Below are 15,691 nucleotides of genomic sequence, written 5' to 3' on the forward strand. Positions count from 1 at the left end.
GTCAGCGGAGTCGGTCGAAGAGCAGCTGGACGGCACCGGTGTCCGGGTGCCGCACCGGGGTCGCGCGGACGCCGAACACCTCGGCCAGCAGCGCGGGCCGGAGCACCTCGGCGGGTGCCCCGGAGGTGACGATCCGGCCGGCCGCGATGACGTACAGCAGGTCGCAGTGGCCGGCCGCCAGGTTGAGGTCGTGCAGCGCGGTGAGCACCGTCGGCCCGGCCTCCCGGACCAGCGCCAGCACCTCCAGCTGGTGGGCGATGTCCAGGTGGTTGGTGGGCTCGTCCAGCACCAGCAGCCGGGGCTCCTGGACCAGTGCGCGGGCGATCAGCACCCGCTGCTTCTCGCCGCCGGACAGGCTCAGGAAGCCGCGCTGCGCCAGGTGTCCGGCGCCCACCCGGTGCAGCGCGGCGGCGCACCGCGCGTCGTCCCCGTCGGCGGGGCGGGCGAAGCCGCCGCGGTGCGGCAGCCGGCCCATGCCGACCACCTCGGCCACCGTGAAGTCGAACTCGGCGGAGTGCTCCTGGGGCAGCGCGGCCACCCGCCTGGCGGCCTCGCGCGGGGTCAGTGCGTACAGGTCCGCGCCGTCCAGCCGGACGGCGCCGGCGGCCGGCCGAAGCGCCCGGTAGACGCAGCGCAGCAGGGTGGACTTGCCGCTGCCGTTCGGCCCGACCAGGCCGACCACCTGTCCGGCGGCGGCGTGCAGCGTGATGTCGCGGACCAGCCGGGTGCCGGCCGGACCGGCCGAGACGTCGTCGAGGTCGAGGTCCATCAGCGGCCTCCGAAGGTGTAGCCGCGACGGCGCATCAGCAGCAGGAAGCAGGGCACCCCGAGCACCGCGGTGACCACCCCGACCGGCAGTTCGGCCGGGGCCAGCAGGGTGCGCGAGACGATGTCCACCCAGATCAGCAGCAGCGCGCCGGCGAGCGGGGCGACCAGCAGCACCCGGCGGTGCCCGGCCCCGACCAGCATCCGGGTCAGGTGGGGCACCATCAGCCCGACGAAGCCGATCGCCCCGCTGGCCGCGACCACGGTGCCGGTGACCGCCGCCGTCACCACGAAGAGCTCGCGGCGCAGCCGGTCGCCGTCGACACCGAGCGAGGCGGCCGTCTCGTCGCCCATCGCGAGCGCGTCCAACCGCCCGGCGGAGCAGGCCAGGTGGGCCAGGCCGGCCAGCACGGTGACGGCCACGATCGGCACCGATCCCCAGGTGGCCCCGCCGAGGCTGCCGAGCAGCCACATCATCGCGCTGCGGGCCGCCTCGCCGCGGGCGGCGGCGAACACCATCAGGGCCGTGACCGCCGAGAAGCCGTAGGACATCGCGGTGCCGGTGAGCACCAGCCGCAGCGGGGTGAGGCCGAAGGCCGTCCGGGCGGCGGCGTACACCAGCACCATGGCCAGCAGCGCCCCGCCGAACGCGGAGACCGAGATCGCCCAGACCCCGAGCGAGGCGAAGGCGCCGAGGAGGAGCACCGCGTTGGCGCCGACCGCCGCGCCGGAGGAGATGCCGAGGACGAACGGGTCGGCCAGCGCGTTGCGGACCATCGCCTGTACGGCGACCCCGGTGGCCGCGAGCCCGGCGCCGACCACGGCGGCCAGCACGGTGCGCGGGAGCCGGATCTCCCAGACGATCGCGTAGGCGGCGGCCTCGTCGGCGTCCAGCCGGCCACCCGTCAGCCCGGCGCCGAGCAGGCGCAGCACCTGTGACCAGGCGAGCCCGGAGGAGCCCAGGGCGACCCCGCAGAGCAGCGAGAGCAGCAGTGCCACGGTCAGGGCGGCGGCGGTGGCGGTGACGGGTATTCGGCGGGCGGCGGGGGCCGGGGGTGTTCCGTCAGGGGGCGCTGCGGGAGGTGCTGCGGGGGCCGGCGCGGGGGTCGCGGCGGTGCTCACGCGCCCGCCCCGGTCCGCCCGGCAGGGGCGTCCGCCCTCGTGCACCGCTCGGTCGTTCGCTCGCTCACGAGGGCGCGCCTTCGCCTCGGGCCGCGGGCGTCGCGGGGCGGCGCGCCGGGGCCGCAGGGGATGCCGGAGCGCCATCCCCTCGCAGTCCGCGGCGAGTTGTCGGGAGGTCAGCGTCCCGGGGCGATCGGGCTCGCGGGCACGGGGCTCCGCTTACCGTTGCGGGTCAGCGCCGGATTCGCACCGGCTTCCCCCGCGGGACGCCCTGGCAGCATAACAGGCAGTTAGGCGAGGCAATCCTTACCCGGCTGGGTCCGGGCCGGGCCTGGTCCGGTCAGGGACGGGTCGGGCCGGGAAACGCGACCGCCCCCGTCCGGCGGTGCGGACGGGGGCGGTCGGCGGAGGCTGACCGGGGATCAGGCCTGCTTGGTCTCCCAGAAGATCTTGTCGACCTCGGCGATGAGGTCGAGCAGGGCCTGGCCGGTGGCCGGGTCCGTCGACGCCTTGGCGGCCGAGGCGGCCTTCAGGGTGTCGTTGATCAGCTGGTGCAGCTGCGGGTACTTCTCGAAGTGCGGGGCCTTGAAGTAGTCGCTCCACAGCACGGAGATGTGGTGCTTGACCGCCTCGGCGCGCTGCTCCTTGATGATCAGGGCACGGGTGCGGAACGCCGGGTCCTCGTTGGCCTGGTACTTCTCCTGGGTGCCCTTCACCGACTCGGCCTCGATCCGGGCCTGAGCGGGGTCGTACACGCCGCAGGGCAGGTCGCAGTGGGCGTGGGCGGTGGCGCGCGGTGCAAACAGACGAGAGAACATGGGAGTCCTTCCTTAGATCGTCTTCCCGCGGCTGAGATTACCCTTCCGGCCTCGGGGTTTCGCGATCGGGCGGTGGGCCTAGGGCAAAAGGCGGAGCCGGAAACGGGCCAATCCGGACATCGGCGGGTGACGGTCCGTACGGCAGACTGGGACCGGGCGGGCCGGGAGGAGGAGTCGTGGCGCGGATGGCGGAACCGGAGGGCGGCACCCCGGGGGGTGGCGCACCGTTCGGGCTGATCGACGTGGCGGGGCCCTCGATGGTGCCGACCCTGCGCGAGGGCGACCAGCTGCTGGTCCGTTACGGCGCCCGGATCCGGCCCGGTGCGGTGGTGGTCTTCCGCCACCCCTTCCAGCAGAACCTGCTGGTGGTGAAGCGGGCCGCCGAGCGGCGTCCGCAGGGCTGGTGGCTGCTCTCCGACAACCGGCCGGTCGACAGTGACAGCCGCAGCTACGGCGCCGTCCCGGACGAGCTGGTGCTCGGTCGGGTGCTGCTGCGGCTGCGCCCGCGCCCGGCCTGGCTGGCCCCGGGTCCACGGCTGGAGCGGCTGCTGCTCGCCGCCCCGCTGGCCCGGGTGCCGGGATTGGCGCGCCGGCTCGGCGTCTGGGCCGATCCGGACGCCCTCTAGCTTCGGGGCCGGCCCGCGGCTAGCCCTGTCCGGCGAGCGTCGCCGCGTCCTGGGCCTCCTGCCGCTTGCGGGCCCGGTACGCGGCGACGTTGGCGCGGGTGGCGCAGCGGTCGGAGCAGTACCGCCGCGAGCGGTTGGTGGAGGTGTCCAGGTAGGCGTTGCGGCAGGGCGCGGCCTGGCAGATGCCGAGCCGGTCGGCGCCGAGCTCGGTCAGGTGGACCGCCAGTCCCATGCAGGCGACGGCGCTGAAGTGCGCGGTGGCGGTCGGCGAGTTCTCGGCGAGGTGCAGGTGCCAGCGCGGCCGCCCGGCGTCGTCCAGGTAGTCGTGCCCGGAGACCAGCGGGCTGACCGGGTACTCCATCAGCAGGCTGTTCAGCAGGTCAACGCCGCGGACTTCGTCGCCCTCGGCGGCGGCCTCGAACACCCCGCGCAGCCGGGTGCGGACGGCCCGCAGCCGGGGCAGGTCCGACTCGTCGGCGAGCCCGGCGGCCCGGGACGAGTCCGAGAACAGTGCGCGCACCGCGTCCACCGAGGTCAGCGAATCGGTGCCGCGCTCGGGCTCCTCGGTGTTCACCAGCCGGACGGCCAGATCGGCGTACGAGGCGAGCTCCACGGTGGTCCTTCCAGAGTCGGTAACGGGCTGAATGCTTCCAGCCTATTACCCGGATGGGGAAAACGTCGGCGCCCGGCAGGACGGGCCTGCCGGGCGCCGACTGGAGGTGCGCTCAGAGCACCTTGGACAGGAAAGCGCGGGTGCGCTCGTGCTGCGGGTCGGTGAGGACGTCGCGCGGGTTGCCGGACTCGACCACCACACCGCCGTCCATGAACACCAGGGCGTCGCCGACCTCGCGGGCGAAGCCCATCTCGTGGGTGACCACGATCATCGTCATGCCCTCGTCGGCGAGGCCGCGCATGACGTCCAGCACCTCGCCGACCAGCTCCGGGTCGAGTGCCGAGGTGGGCTCGTCGAAGAGCATCAGCTTGGGCTTCATGGCCAGCGCGCGGGCGATCGCGACGCGCTGCTGCTGGCCGCCGGAGAGCTGGGACGGGTAGCTCTTCGCCTTCTCGGCGAGGCCCACGCGCTCCAGCAGGGCCATGCCGCGCTCCCGCGCGTCCGCCTTGCTCTCGCCCTTGACCTGCACCGGAGCCTCGGTGATGTTCTCTATGGCGGTCATGTGCGGGAACAGGTTGAAGCGCTGGAAGACCATGCCGATGTCGCGGCGCTTGAGGGCGACCTCGCGGTCCTTGAGCTCGTAGAGCTTGTCGCCCTTGCGCCGGTAGCCGACCAGCTCGCCGTCGACGGACAGCAGCCCGCCGTTGATCTTCTCCAGGTGGTTGATGCACCTCAGGAAGGTCGACTTGCCGGAGCCGGACGGCCCGACGAGGACGAACACCTCGTTCTGCTTGACCTCAAGGTCGATGCCCTTGAGCACCTCGACGAGGCCGTACGACTTGCGAACGCCTTCGGCCTGCACCATCGGGTGCCCGGGGACCGGGGGCTTGCTCAGGTCGGTCATCCCAGACCACCTCCTACTCCGCCGCCCTGTTCGTGTCCGCTGGCCGTGGTCACCGGCGGCGCCGGCGGCAGCTTCTTGCCGCGGAAGAGGCCGCGCAGCCGCTCCAGCGGAGTCGGCGGCAGCGTCCGGGTGGTACCTCGAGCGTAGTGCCGCTCGACGTAGTACTGGCCGATGGTCAGCACGGAGGTCAGGAAGAGGTACCAGAGGCTGACGGTGATCAGCAGCGGGATGGTCTGGAAGGTGCGGGAGTAGATGTTCTGCCCGGCCCGGAAGAGCTCCTCCAGGGCGATGACGCTGACCAGGGAGGTGGTCTTGAGCATCGAGATGGTCTCGTTGCCGGTCGGCGGGATGATCACCCGCATGGCCTGCGGCAGCACGATCCGGCGCATGGTCGCGAACCGGCTCATGCCGAGCGCGTGGGACGCCTCGGACTGCCCCTCGTCCACCGACTGGATGCCGCCGCGGACGATCTCCGCCATGTAGGCGGCCTCGTTGAGGCCGAGGCCGAGCAGGGCCGCCGTGAAGACGGGGATCAGCTTGTTGGTCGACTCGGACCAGAACTCCGGCCCGAACGGGATGCCGATCGACAGCGTCGGCCAGAGCGCGCCCAGGAAGTTCCAGAAGACCAGCTGGACCAGCACGGGGGTGCCGCGGAAGATCCAGATGTAGAACCAGGCGGTGCCGGACAGCAGCGGGTTCGGCGACAGCCGCATCACCGCGAGGATGATGCCGCCGACCACACCCATCACCATCGAGAGCGCGGTGAGCTCCAGGGTGACGACGAGGCCGTGCAGGATGCTGGAGTCGAAGAGGTAGGTGTTGACGACATCCCACTGGAACGCGGGATTGAAGATCAGGGCGTGGAGCAGCATCGCCGCGAGGACCGCGACGACGACGGCTCCCGCCCACCGGCCGGGGTGGCGGACCGGGACGGCCTTGAAGGACTCAGGCCGTCCCGGGCTCACCTTCCCCTGATCGGAAGTGTTCACAGTGGCCTCAGGGGGGTGGGGAACTGGTGAGGGGTCAGCTGGTGGCGCCGTTGACGACCGACTTGTCGATCGCCCCGGCCTGGACGCCCCACTTGTCCAGGATCGCCTTGTAGGTCCCGTCGTTCATCAGCGACTGGACGGCGCCCTGGACGGCCGGGGTGAGCGCGGCGCCCTTGGCCAGCACGATGCCGTAGGGGGCCTTGCCCTCGACCGAGCCGAGCTGCTGCAGCTGGCCGTTGGTCTGCTTGATCGCGTAGTCGATGACCGGGGAGTCGGCCAGCATGACCTGGTCGCGGCCGGAGACCACGGCCTGGGTCACGTCGGTCTGCAGGTCGAACTTGTCGCCGTCGTTCGGCACCGGGGGCTTGCCGGCCGCGACGCAGGCCGGGTTGATGACGTCCTTGATGGAGTCGGCCTGGGTGGTGCCGGTCTGGACGGCGACCTTCTTGCCGCACAGGTTGTTGATGTCGATGTTGTCCGGGTTGCCCTTCTTGACCGCCGCGCTGGTGCCCGCCAGGAAGTAGGTCACCATGTCGACGGTGGCCTCGCGCTCCTTGGTGTCGGTGAAGGAGCTCATGCCCAGCTGGAACTTGTTGGCCGCGATGCCCGGAATGATCGCGGTGAACGGCGAGTTCTGGACGTCGACGGCCAGGCCCAGCTTCTGGCCGATGGCGTTGGCCAGGTCCACGTCCATGCCGATGATCTTGCCCGAGGCGTCCTGGAACTCGTTGGGCGCGTACGAGGCGTCGGCGGCGACGACCAGCTTGCCGGCGGACTTGGCGTCGGCAGGCACCAGCGCGGCGAGCGACGGGTCGGCGCTGACCGCGGGCACGGTGCCGGTCGCGGAGCCGGAGGCGCCGGAGGAGGACTTGCTGCTGCCGCAGGCGGTCAGGACGAGGGAGACGGACGCGACTACCGCGCCGGCCGCGAGGAGGCGGGTGCGCTGGGTACGGGCGGTCATGAGGGGGATCTCCTCCTGAGGGAGAGGTCGGGCGGAGCGCGCCGCGGGGGAGCGGCACACCGGGACAGCAGGCCGTACGGCGCTGTACGGGTGGTATTTCGCTGTACGTCGTCGTACGGGCAGAGCCGGTCTTGCATGGCCTGGGCAGGGGGCGCGCAGGGTGGTGCCAGGTACTGCTTCCGCCACCCTCCGCCGAGGTGGACGTCGATCGAACCGCCTCGACCAGTGGCCGGCTCGATCCGAGATGGGGGGAATCCTGCCATCTGATGACGGTCGGGTGGCCCTCATTCAGATCAAAATCGGATAACGAGGGGTCACACTGTCCGCTATTCGGACGAATACCGTGCCCCTGTCACCCTGCGTATAAGTATGCAGATCCCCCCGCGCTCCGCCCGGAGGCCCGCCCGAGGAGCCGGGGGGATTGGTCCGCCCGCGCGGGCCGGGGCCGGATCCCGCCCGGATCCGCCCGGCCCGCCCGGTTCGCGGGGCTCAGATCCCGCCGTTCACCACGGCGTTCTGGGCCGCGCCCGCACTGACGTTCCACTTGGCGAGGATCTTGTCGTACTCGCCGCTGCGGATCAGCTCGTCCACCGCCTTGGAGAGCGCGTCCCGCAGGTCGGTGTCGCTCTTGCGCAGCGCGATCCCGTACGGGTTGGACTTGGACTGCGCGCCGGTGACCTCGAAGCGGTTGCCGCCGTCGGTCGTCTTCGCCGCGTAGGCCGCCACGGGGAAGTCGTTGAGACCGGCCACCGCCGCGCCGGAGGCGACCTCGGCCAGCGCCTTGGCGTCGCTGTCGAACTTGTGCACGGTGAGCGGCTTGTTCAACCGGGAGCAGGCCGTGACCTGGCGGGCGACGATCTCGTCCTGGGTGGTGCCCTGCTGCACCGCGACGGTCCGGCCGCAGAGGTCGTCCAGGGTGTGGATGCCCTTGGGGTTGCCCTTCGGGACGGTGATCGAGGAGCCAGCGATGAAGTAGTCCACGAAGTCGACGCCCGGGTCGGTCTGCTTGCCCCCGTCGTCGACGCCCTCGCGGCGCGCCCGGATGTCGCTCAGCGCGGACATCGCCACGTCGAACTGCTTGGCGTGCAGGTCCGGTATCAGCTTGTCGAACGGGGTGTCGACGATCTCGATCCGCAGGCCGAGGATCTTGCCGAGGCCGTTGGCGATGTCCGGGTCGAGACCGTCCGGCTTGCCGTCGGCGCCGCGGAAGTCCACCGGCGCGTAGTTGAGGTCCGAGCCGACCCGGAGCACGCCGGCGGAGCGCTGGGCCTTCGGGACCTTGGCGCGGACCATCTGCACCGGGTCCTTCGAGGCCTGCTCGTCTGCGCCGCCGCTGCCGCAGCCGGTCAGCAGCAGGGCTGCGGCGGTTGCCAGGGTGAGGGCGGCGGTGGCCGTTCGTCGCGGGTGGGCACGGTGGTGCATGAGGTGCTCCTGTGGGAGGGACGTGGTGTCGCCGCAGCATCGCGGAGGTGTACGCGAGATGGCGGAACAAGGGATCCTCCCATCCCGCCCTGCCAGGCCCGGCGGCGGGTGTGTCAGAATCTGGTACCGGGTGACCCCCGACGATCGAACCCAGACCGCCGAGTCGAGACAGGCTCGGGGTGCACAGGAACGGAAGTCCACGACGCGGACTCCGTATCCGGGGCACCGGCTCCCCTCCGTGTCTGCGTTCACTCCTGCGGGTGCGTGTGCGCGCACGACTGCCGCCACCGGGGCCAGGTGCTTCCGACGCCAGGTGCCGTCAAGGTGCAACACAGTCAATGAAAAAAAGCGCATGACGTTGGACGAAAAGGCATAGGTGCGATGCCGTCGTCCGACCTACGCTCAGCCCGGAAGCACAGCGCAGACAACTGGAAAGAAAATCCCTCATCCCGAGGGCGCGGGCCCGACGGCAGCGCCCCGACCCCGCTCTCCCCGGGTCCGCTTCGGCGTACCCGGTTTCGAGTTTCCGCCGGGTCGTCCGCCCGTCGGCCTCGTCCTCGCTGATCAATGACGAAGAGGTCATCGTGGCAGCGGAGATCATCCACAGCAGCACTCAGGAAACCGACGATCCGGTCGACGCCGTTTTCGCGCTCCACCGCGGCGGCAAGATGGAGATCCGGGCGACCGTCCCGGTGCGCGACGCGGACGACCTGTCCCTCGCCTACACCCCCGGTGTCGCCAAGGTCTGCACGGCCATCGCCGAGCAGCCCGAGCTGGTGAACGACTACACCTGGAAGTCCAACACGGTGGCCGTCGTCACCGACGGTACCGCCGTGCTGGGCCTCGGGGACATCGGCCCGGAGGCCTCGCTGCCCGTCATGGAGGGCAAGGCCATCCTGTTCAAGCAGTTCGGCGGGGTCGACGCCGTCCCGATCGCGCTCGCCTGCACCGAGGTGGACGAGATCGTCGAGACCGTCGTCCGCCTGGCGCCCTCCTTCGGCGGCGTCAACCTGGAGGACATCTCCGCCCCGCGCTGCTTCGAGATCGAGCGCCGGCTCCAGGACGCCCTGGACATCCCGATCTTCCACGACGACCAGCACGGCACCGCGATCGTCACCACCGCGGCGCTCTGGAACGCCGCCAAGGTGACCGGCCGCGAGATCGGCGCGCTGCGCGCCGTCATCTCGGGCGCCGGCGCGGCCGGCATCGCCATCGCCAAGATGCTGGTGGCCGCCGGCATCGGCGACGTCGCCGTCTGCGACCGCCGCGGCGTGGTCCACGAGGGCCGCGAGGACCTCACGGACGTCAAGGCCGAGATCGCCGCGCAGACCAACCGGACCGGCGTCAAGGGCTCGCTGGCCGACGCACTGGCCGGCGCCGACGTCTTCATCGGCGTCTCCGGCGGCACCGTGCCGGAGGACGTCGTGGCGACCATGGCCGAGGGCGCGTTCATCTTCGCGATGGCCAACCCGAACCCGGAGATCCACCCCGAGGTCGCGCACAAGTACGCGGCGGTCGTCGCCACCGGGCGCAGCGACTTCCCGAACCAGATCAACAACGTGCTGGCCTTCCCCGGCATCTTCGCCGGCGCCCTGCAGGTCCGGGCCACCCGGATCACCGAGGGCATGAAGCTCGCCGCCGCCAAGGCGCTGGCCGGCGTGGTCGCCGACGAGCTGACGCCGCAGAAGGTGATCCCCTCCCCGTTCGACGAGCGGGTCGCCCCGGCGGTCACCAAGGCCGTCGCCGAGGCCGCCCGCGCCGAGGGCGTCGCCCGCCGCTGAGCACCCGTACGGCTTCGGGCCCGGGACGCGCGTCACACCGACGCGTGGTTCCGGGCCCGCGTCGTCGCGGCTATCGTCCGGATCATGTTTGCTGCCTACGCCGCACGAATCGACGCCGACGACCCGCTGAGCGGGCTGGAGTTGGGCGAACTCCCCGAACCGCAGGCGCGCCCCGGGTGGAGCGTGGTCACGGTCCGGGCCGCCAGCCTCAACCACCACGACCTCTGGTCGCTGCGGGGGGTCGGCCTGCCCGCCGAGAAGCTGCCGATGATCCTCGGCTGCGACGCCGCCGGCATCGACGAGCACGGCAACGAGGTGGTGATCCACTCGGTGATCGGCCAGACCGGTCACGGGGTCGGACCGGCCGAGCCGCGCTCCATCCTCACCGAGCGGTACCAGGGCACCTTCGCCCAGCGGGTGGCCGTCCCCACCTGGAACCTGCTGCCCAAGCCGGCCGAGCTCTCCTTCGAGGAGGCCGCCTGCCTGCCCACGGCCTGGCTGACGGCGTACCGGATGCTCTTCACCAACGCCGGGGTCAGGCCCGGTGACACCGTCCTGGTGCAGGGCGCCGGCGGCGGGGTGGCGACCGCGCTGATCGTCCTCGGCAAGGCCGCCGGCCTGCGGGTCTGGGTCACCGGGCGGGACGAGGCCAAGCGCGCCCGGGCCGTCGCACTCGGTGCCGACGCCGCCTTCGAGAGCGGCGCCCGGCTGCCCGAGCGGGTGGACGCGGTCATGGAGACGGTCGGCGCGGCCACCTGGTCGCACTCGGTGAAGTCGCTGCGCCCCGGCGGCACCATCGTCATCTCCGGCGCCACCTCGGGGCCCAGCCCGAAGGCCGCCGAACTGAACCGGATCTTCTTCCTGGAGCTCAAGGTGGTCGGCTCGACCATGGGCAGCAAGGAGGAGCTGGCCGGGCTGCTCTCGCTCTGCGCCACCGCCGGGGTCCGGCCGGTGATCGACTCGGTGCTGCCGCTGGCCGAGGCCCGGGAGGGGTTCGCCCGGATCGCCAAGGGCGACGTCTTCGGGAAGATCGTCCTCACGCCGTGAGCCCGGGCCGGGTGCGCCGGTGACCCGCCGACGCGTTCGGGCCCGGTACCCCTGCGCCGAGGGGTACCGGGCCCGTACGGGCACTCAGCCCAGCAGGCGCCGCAGCCGCTCGCCGGCCGCGCCCAGCACCGAGCGGGCCTCGGCCAGCCCGGCGGCCGTCACGCCGCCGTCCCGGGCCGCGTCACGGACCTGGTCGCGGAAGCGGTCCAGCAGCCGCTCCAGCTCGCGCGCCGGGTCGCCGGCCGGGTCGGTGGCCGTCCACGTCGGCAGGTCGGCCGGGGCGGTACCGGCCGGCTCGTCCTTGTCCAGGTCGATCCGGGTGACGGTGATCCTCTCGGCGGACGGCGCCGCGTCCTCCGCCGGGTGGCCCCAGCGGGCCGCGTCGGCCAGCCCGGCCAGGCCCTTGGTCAGCTCCGAGAGTCCCTCGGCCAGCCCGGTCGGCCAGTCCCCGCGGGCCGCGTGGTCGCGCACCTGCTGCTCGACCCGGCGCTTGATCCGCAGCGCCTCCTGCTGGGCCGCCGTCCGCGCCGCCCGGGACTGCTCGCGCAGCCGGCGGGCCTCCTCCTCGGCGGCCTTCGCCTTGGCCTTGGCCGCCTTCTCCTGCTCCTTGGCGCGCTTGGCCTGTTCCTTGGCCTGCCGCTTGAACTGGGTGAACTCCTCCTTGGCGCGCTGCCAGGCGTCCTTGTCCCCCCAGGGGCCCGCCCACGGGTCCCCGCCCTCGGCCGGCTCCGGCTTCGGCGCCGCCTCCCGGGCCTTCTGCGCCGCGCCCCACAGCTCCTCGCGGAGGTCCTTGGCGCTGTCCCGGACGTCCTCGCGGATCGCCCCGGCGAGCTGGGCCACCGAGTCGCGGATCTCCAGCTCCAGCTCGTCCAGCTCGCCCCGGCGGTCCGCCAGCTCGGCGCGGCCGGCGTCGGTGAGCCGGTAGACCTTGCGGCCGCCCTCGGTGCTGTGGGCGACCAGGCCCTCCTGCTCCAGCTTGGCGAGCCTCGGGTAGACGGTGCCGGCGGAGGGCGCGTACAGGCCCTGGAAGCGCTCCTCCAGGAGGCGGATCACCTCGTAGCCGTGCCGCGGGGCCTCGTCGAGCAGCTTCAGCAGGTAGAGCCGGAGCCGGCCGTGGCCGAAGACCGGGCTCATGTCAGGCCTCCTTGGTGAGGTCGGGGCCCTTGGTGAGGTCCGGGGCGGCCGGCAGCTCCTTGACGACCGCCGGGCCGTCCTCCTCCGCGTCGGGGCGGTGCAGCACGGTGACGGCGCCGGAGACGGTGGTCACCGCGAGGCTGCCCTTGCCGTCGCCGAGCTGGCCGGAGAGCCGCTTGGCGCCCCAGGTGCCGCTGACCTTCAGCTGCTCGAAGGTGCTGGAGATGTCGCCGCTGTTGGTGCCGGCCTCGACCTTGGTGTCGGCCAGCGAGGGGATCCGGACGCCGACCGCGCCGCTGACCGTGCTGACCTTGATGTCGGTCGGGGTGGCCACGTCGAGGTCCAGGGTGACCGCGCCGGTGACGGCGTTGGCCTGCACCTTGTCGGCGGTGCCGGCGACCACGGTGAGCCGGCCGGAGACGGTGTTCAGCTTGAGCTGCCCGGCCACCGACTGGGCGTCGACGTCGCCGGTGACGGTGTTGGCGGACGTCCGGCCCGCCAGGCCGACCAGGGTGACGTCGCCGTTGGCCGTCTGCGCCGAGACGTGCTCGGAGAAGCCGGAGACGGTGGTGTCGGCCGAGACGGTGCCGACCTTGACCTCGGTGGCGGCCGGCACGGTCAGGGTGACCGCGGCGACCCGCTTGTGCTTGAACGAGGAGAGGAAGCCCTTCACGGAGTTCACCGACTTCAGCACGTCGCCGAAGTCGCTCCAGCTGCTGAGGTCCTGGTAGGTGACCGTCAGCACGCCGTCGACCAGGGTGACGTGGAGCGGTTCGCCCTTCAGCTCGGTGACCTCCAGGTGGGCCGGCCCCTCGGCGGCGACCACGTTCACCGTGCCGTCGACGGTCCGCACCTGGAGCGTCCGGACCTCCTCGTCGATGGTGATCCGGTCGGGCCCCTCAAGCGTCCACTGGCTCATCTCTGCCGCCTCCCGTTGTGACTCGCGATGTATCGCGTCCTCTTCCAAAGACGATATATCGCGTGACGGCGAAGTCAAGGGAATCCGGCCCCGAGGGGAACCCGGAGACGACCCGGAGTCGCCCCCTACGGGGAGCACGCGGACGGGCCCGGGAGGCATCGCCTCCCGGGCCCGTCGTCGGTGCGTCGTTGGTCTACCGCGTCACTCGTCGTCCTCGTCGTCGAGCCGGGCCAGCCAGGTGGCCAGCCGCTCGACCGGGATCTCGAAGTCGGGGTTGAGGTCGACGAACTCGCGCAGGCGCTCGGCCAGCCACTCGAAGGTGACCTCCTCGTCGCCGCGCCGGCTCTCCAGCTCCTCGATGCCGCGGTCGGTGAAGTACACGGTTCGCTCCGGTCCGGTGGGGATTCGACCTGGTCAGGATAGTCCGGGGCGGTCAGCCGTCGTTGCGGTAGTAGGTGAGCGAGCAGGTCGCCGTCCCGTCGACGGCTCCGAGCTTGACCACCTTCAGCACGACGATCGAGCCGCTGGCCCGCTGGCGGACGCAGAACTGGCGGTCCACCGGGAGGTTGTCGAACTTGAAGTTGGCGGCCGGCTCGCGGTCGATGCCGTTCGCGCAGGACTCCGGGGTGATCGGGCTGTTGTCCTTGGCGATGTAGGCGTCGCTCTTGTCGCTCAGCCGGAACTCGGCGCCGTAGGTGCCGACCTTCCAGTCCGCGGTGCCGGTGGGGACGACCTTGCCGTTCTTGAGGTCGAACTCGTAGTTGGCGTTCGGCGGGATGGTGAGCACCTGGTCCTTGTAGACCTCCACGTACTTGGGCGGCCGGGCCGCCGGGGAGGTGGGCGAGGAGGTGGGCGAGGCGGACTTCGTCGAGCCGGTGCTCGTGGCCGCGGCCGGCGAGGGGGACGGCTCCTCGGTCTGCGACGGTGCGGTCGTGGCGGGCGTGCTCTGGGTGGGCGCGGGCTGGGGCTGGTTCGCCGGGCTCTGCTGGGCGGTGTTCGCCTTGTCGTCGCCCTTCTTGTCGTCCAGCTGCTTCACCAGCACCACCCCGCCGACGGTGCCGCCGACCGCCATCACCAGGGCGACGCTCAGCAGGACCTTCCAGGAGACGCCCTTGCGCCTGGGCTCGGGCGCGGCCGCCGGGGTGTCCGTCACCACCGGACCGGGCGGCGGGGTGTCGTAGGACGGCGGCTCCTGGCGCAGCTGCACGGTCGGCGGCGAGGGCAGCACCGGCCCGGTCGGGGCCTCGGTGGCGGGCTGCGGGGCGCCGTACGCGCCGAGCGGCGGCGGGGTGAAGCCGGCCGGCGGGGTGACCGGCGGCTGCGGGGCAGGGTACGAGACGGCGGTCGCCGGGTGGGTCGGCTGCGGGGGAGCGGTGGGCGGCCCGGCCGGGGCCGGGGGAGCGGCCGGCGCGGTGGCCGGGGCGGCCGGCAGCGGGGTGGGCGGGGTCTTCGGCAGGTCCGAGCGGCGGGTGATCTCGGTGTTGACCTGCTTGGGCAGCCAGTCGTCGGTGAACCGCAGCTGACCGCCGACCGACGGGTGGTTGCGGGCGATCTCGATGATCTCGGCGGGCTTGGGCCGGTCCTCGGGGGACTTGGCCAGGCAGCGCAGGATCAGCTCGCGCAGGTCGGCCGGGACGGCGTCCAGCTCGGGCTGCTCGTGCACCACCCGGTAGAGCACCGCGGTGTCCGGGCCGTCGCCGAACGGTGCGGCGCCGCCGGCCACGTACGCGGCCAGCGCGCCGAGCGCGAAGACGTCGGTGGCCGGGGTGACCGTGCGGCCCTGGGCCTGCTCCGGGGACATGAAGGCGGGCGAGCCGATCCGGTAGCCGGTGCCGGTCAGCGCGGTGGCGTCGGCGGCCCGGGCGATGCCGAAGTCGATCACGCGCGGGCCGTCGCCGGCCACCAGCACGTTGGCCGGCTTGAGGTCGCGGTGTACCACCTCGACGCTGTGGATCGCCTGGAGCGCCTCGGCGATGCCGCCCATCAGCAGCAGCACGGTGCGGACCGGCAGCGCGCCGTTCTCCCGCACCACCTGCTGGAGGGACGGGCCCGGCACGTACGCGGTGACCAGCCAGGGGGCGTCCGCGTCCAGGCCGGAGTCGATCACCTGCGCGGTGTAGAGCCCGTGGATGCGCTGGGCGTTGGTGACCTCCTGGGCGAACCGGCGGCGGAACTCGCCGTCCTCGGCGAACTCCGGGCGGACCACCTTGAGCGCCACCGGCCGGCCGCCGGGGGTGTACGAGAGGTAGACCCGGCCCATGCCGCCGGCGCCGAGCCGGGCGAACAGCCGGTAGCCGCCGACCTCCCGCGGGTCGTCCGGGTGGAGCGGCTGGAAGACCGGCGGGAGCGGTGCGGAGGCGGCGTCCCGTGGTGCGTCGGCGGTCATGCGGTGATCCCCCTGGGAGAGCGGTGAGGTCGTTCGGCCGGCCGACGGGCACGATGACGGTTGCCCGGGCGGCGGTCTGGCGAGGCATAACCTATCGACCCGTCAGGCGAACGCGCATTTCCGCGCCGTTTTGGTTGCAGAGCTGCGACCTTGGCATGGCGTCATCGTGGAGCCCGGGGCAGCGCGAAGGCCCGGCCCCCCGCG

General features: G+C 72.4%; 15 protein-coding genes and 1 riboswitch. Of the genes, 3 read left to right on the forward strand and 12 right to left on the reverse strand.

Annotated elements, in window-relative coordinates; translation table 11 throughout:
* Window position 1: 1 nt before the first annotated feature.
* The 3 genes from J5Y04_RS08460 to sodN all read right to left on the reverse strand — a co-directional run bounded on the left by J5Y04_RS08460 (window position 2) and on the right by sodN (window position 2,705).
* Complete coding sequence (locus J5Y04_RS08460) at window positions 2-769, reverse strand: ABC transporter ATP-binding protein (protein WP_209411229.1); 768 nt, start codon at window positions 767-769, stop codon at window positions 2-4.
* Window positions 769-1,797, reverse strand: a complete 1,029-nt coding sequence (locus tag J5Y04_RS08465) for an iron ABC transporter permease (RefSeq protein ID WP_307853027.1) — start codon at window positions 1,795-1,797, stop codon at window positions 769-771. The genes J5Y04_RS08460 and J5Y04_RS08465 overlap by 1 nt, the downstream gene beginning before the upstream one ends.
* A gap of 260 nt (window positions 1,798-2,057) precedes the next feature.
* Window positions 2,058-2,176: riboswitch (cobalamin riboswitch) on the reverse strand.
* Between the two features lie 133 nt (window positions 2,177-2,309).
* Window positions 2,310-2,705 (reverse strand): superoxide dismutase, Ni, encoded by a 396-nt coding sequence (sodN, locus tag J5Y04_RS08470; RefSeq protein WP_063347853.1) that lies wholly within the window; start codon window positions 2,703-2,705, stop codon window positions 2,310-2,312.
* Window positions 2,706-2,890: 185 nt separating this feature from the next.
* Here sodN and sodX point away from each other — a divergent pair, with 185 nt between their 5' ends.
* On the forward strand, window positions 2,891-3,331 hold the full coding sequence (sodX, locus tag J5Y04_RS08475; protein ID WP_209411231.1) for a nickel-type superoxide dismutase maturation protease: 441 nt from the start codon (window positions 2,891-2,893) through the stop codon (window positions 3,329-3,331).
* Window positions 3,332-3,350: 19 nt separating this feature from the next.
* On the opposite strand, the gene J5Y04_RS08480 is transcribed toward sodX, so the two are convergent.
* The 5 genes from J5Y04_RS08480 to J5Y04_RS08500 form a co-directional block, all read right to left on the reverse strand.
* Window positions 3,351-3,944, reverse strand: coding sequence for an ABATE domain-containing protein (locus J5Y04_RS08480; protein WP_209411232.1), 594 nt, complete (start codon window positions 3,942-3,944; stop codon window positions 3,351-3,353).
* 112 nt (window positions 3,945-4,056) lie between these two features.
* Window positions 4,057-4,848, reverse strand: a complete 792-nt coding sequence (locus J5Y04_RS08485; RefSeq protein WP_305852822.1) for an amino acid ABC transporter ATP-binding protein — start codon at window positions 4,846-4,848, stop codon at window positions 4,057-4,059.
* The gene (locus tag J5Y04_RS08490; protein ID WP_307853005.1) at window positions 4,845-5,813 is read right to left on the reverse strand and encodes an amino acid ABC transporter permease; all 969 of its coding nucleotides are present in this window, start codon (window positions 5,811-5,813) and stop codon (window positions 4,845-4,847) included. The genes J5Y04_RS08485 and J5Y04_RS08490 overlap by 4 nt, the downstream gene beginning before the upstream one ends.
* A 58-nt stretch (window positions 5,814-5,871) precedes the next feature.
* A complete protein-coding gene (locus J5Y04_RS08495) occupies window positions 5,872-6,798 on the reverse strand; it encodes an ABC transporter substrate-binding protein (protein WP_209411233.1) in 927 nt (308 codons plus the stop codon).
* 489 nt (window positions 6,799-7,287) lie between these two features.
* Entirely contained in the window at window positions 7,288-8,220 is a 933-nt protein-coding gene (locus tag J5Y04_RS08500; RefSeq protein ID WP_209411234.1) for an ABC transporter substrate-binding protein, read from the reverse strand.
* 584 nt (window positions 8,221-8,804) lie between these two features.
* Between J5Y04_RS08500 and J5Y04_RS08505 the strand changes: the two genes are divergently transcribed.
* Together J5Y04_RS08505 and J5Y04_RS08510 are read left to right on the forward strand one after the other, a co-directional pair.
* Entirely contained in the window at window positions 8,805-10,001 is a 1,197-nt protein-coding gene (locus J5Y04_RS08505) for an NADP-dependent malic enzyme (RefSeq protein WP_209411235.1), read from the forward strand.
* A gap of 84 nt (window positions 10,002-10,085) precedes the next feature.
* A complete protein-coding gene (locus tag J5Y04_RS08510) occupies window positions 10,086-11,048 on the forward strand; it encodes a zinc-binding dehydrogenase (protein ID WP_209411236.1) in 963 nt (320 codons plus the stop codon).
* A gap of 84 nt (window positions 11,049-11,132) precedes the next feature.
* Here J5Y04_RS08510 and J5Y04_RS08515 read toward each other — a convergent pair whose 3' ends face one another.
* The 4 genes from J5Y04_RS08515 to J5Y04_RS41480 form a co-directional block, all read right to left on the reverse strand.
* Window positions 11,133-12,182, reverse strand: coding sequence for a PadR family transcriptional regulator (locus J5Y04_RS08515; RefSeq protein WP_209411237.1), 1,050 nt, complete (start codon window positions 12,180-12,182; stop codon window positions 11,133-11,135).
* A 1-nt stretch (window position 12,183) separates the two neighbouring features.
* Window positions 12,184-13,101, reverse strand: a complete 918-nt coding sequence (locus J5Y04_RS08520) for a DUF4097 family beta strand repeat-containing protein (RefSeq protein ID WP_209411238.1) — start codon at window positions 13,099-13,101, stop codon at window positions 12,184-12,186.
* A gap of 201 nt (window positions 13,102-13,302) precedes the next feature.
* Complete coding sequence (locus J5Y04_RS08525; protein ID WP_030235677.1) at window positions 13,303-13,482, reverse strand: DUF6104 family protein; 180 nt, start codon at window positions 13,480-13,482, stop codon at window positions 13,303-13,305.
* Between the two features lie 52 nt (window positions 13,483-13,534).
* On the reverse strand, window positions 13,535-15,487 hold the full coding sequence (locus J5Y04_RS41480; RefSeq protein ID WP_245204471.1) for a protein kinase: 1,953 nt from the start codon (window positions 15,485-15,487) through the stop codon (window positions 13,535-13,537).
* Between the last annotated feature and the right edge of the window lie 204 nt (window positions 15,488-15,691).

Origin of the sequence: Kitasatospora sp. RG8, from assembly GCF_017813315.1 — a bacterium.
Lineage (GTDB): Bacteria > Actinomycetota > Actinomycetes > Streptomycetales > Streptomycetaceae > Kitasatospora.

Coding starts and splice junctions, on each gene's coding strand:
- J5Y04_RS08495 (WP_209411233.1), bottom strand. CDS start 6,798: ATGACCGCCCGTACCCAGCGCACCCGCCTCCTCGCGGCCGGCGCGGTA.
- J5Y04_RS41480 (WP_245204471.1), bottom strand. CDS start 15,487: ATGACCGCCGACGCACCACGGGACGCCGCCTCCGCACCGCTCCCGCCG.
- J5Y04_RS08515 (WP_209411237.1), bottom strand. CDS start 12,182: ATGAGCCCGGTCTTCGGCCACGGCCGGCTCCGGCTCTACCTGCTGAAG.
- sodX (WP_209411231.1), top strand. CDS start 2,891: ATGGCGGAACCGGAGGGCGGCACCCCGGGGGGTGGCGCACCGTTCGGG.
- J5Y04_RS08500 (WP_209411234.1), bottom strand. CDS start 8,220: ATGCACCACCGTGCCCACCCGCGACGAACGGCCACCGCCGCCCTCACC.
- J5Y04_RS08485 (WP_305852822.1), bottom strand. CDS start 4,848: ATGACCGACCTGAGCAAGCCCCCGGTCCCCGGGCACCCGATGGTGCAG.
- J5Y04_RS08460 (WP_209411229.1), bottom strand. CDS start 769: ATGGACCTCGACCTCGACGACGTCTCGGCCGGTCCGGCCGGCACCCGG.
- J5Y04_RS08510 (WP_209411236.1), top strand. CDS start 10,086: ATGTTTGCTGCCTACGCCGCACGAATCGACGCCGACGACCCGCTGAGC.
- J5Y04_RS08520 (WP_209411238.1), bottom strand. CDS start 13,101: ATGAGCCAGTGGACGCTTGAGGGGCCCGACCGGATCACCATCGACGAG.
- sodN (WP_063347853.1), bottom strand. CDS start 2,705: ATGTTCTCTCGTCTGTTTGCACCGCGCGCCACCGCCCACGCCCACTGC.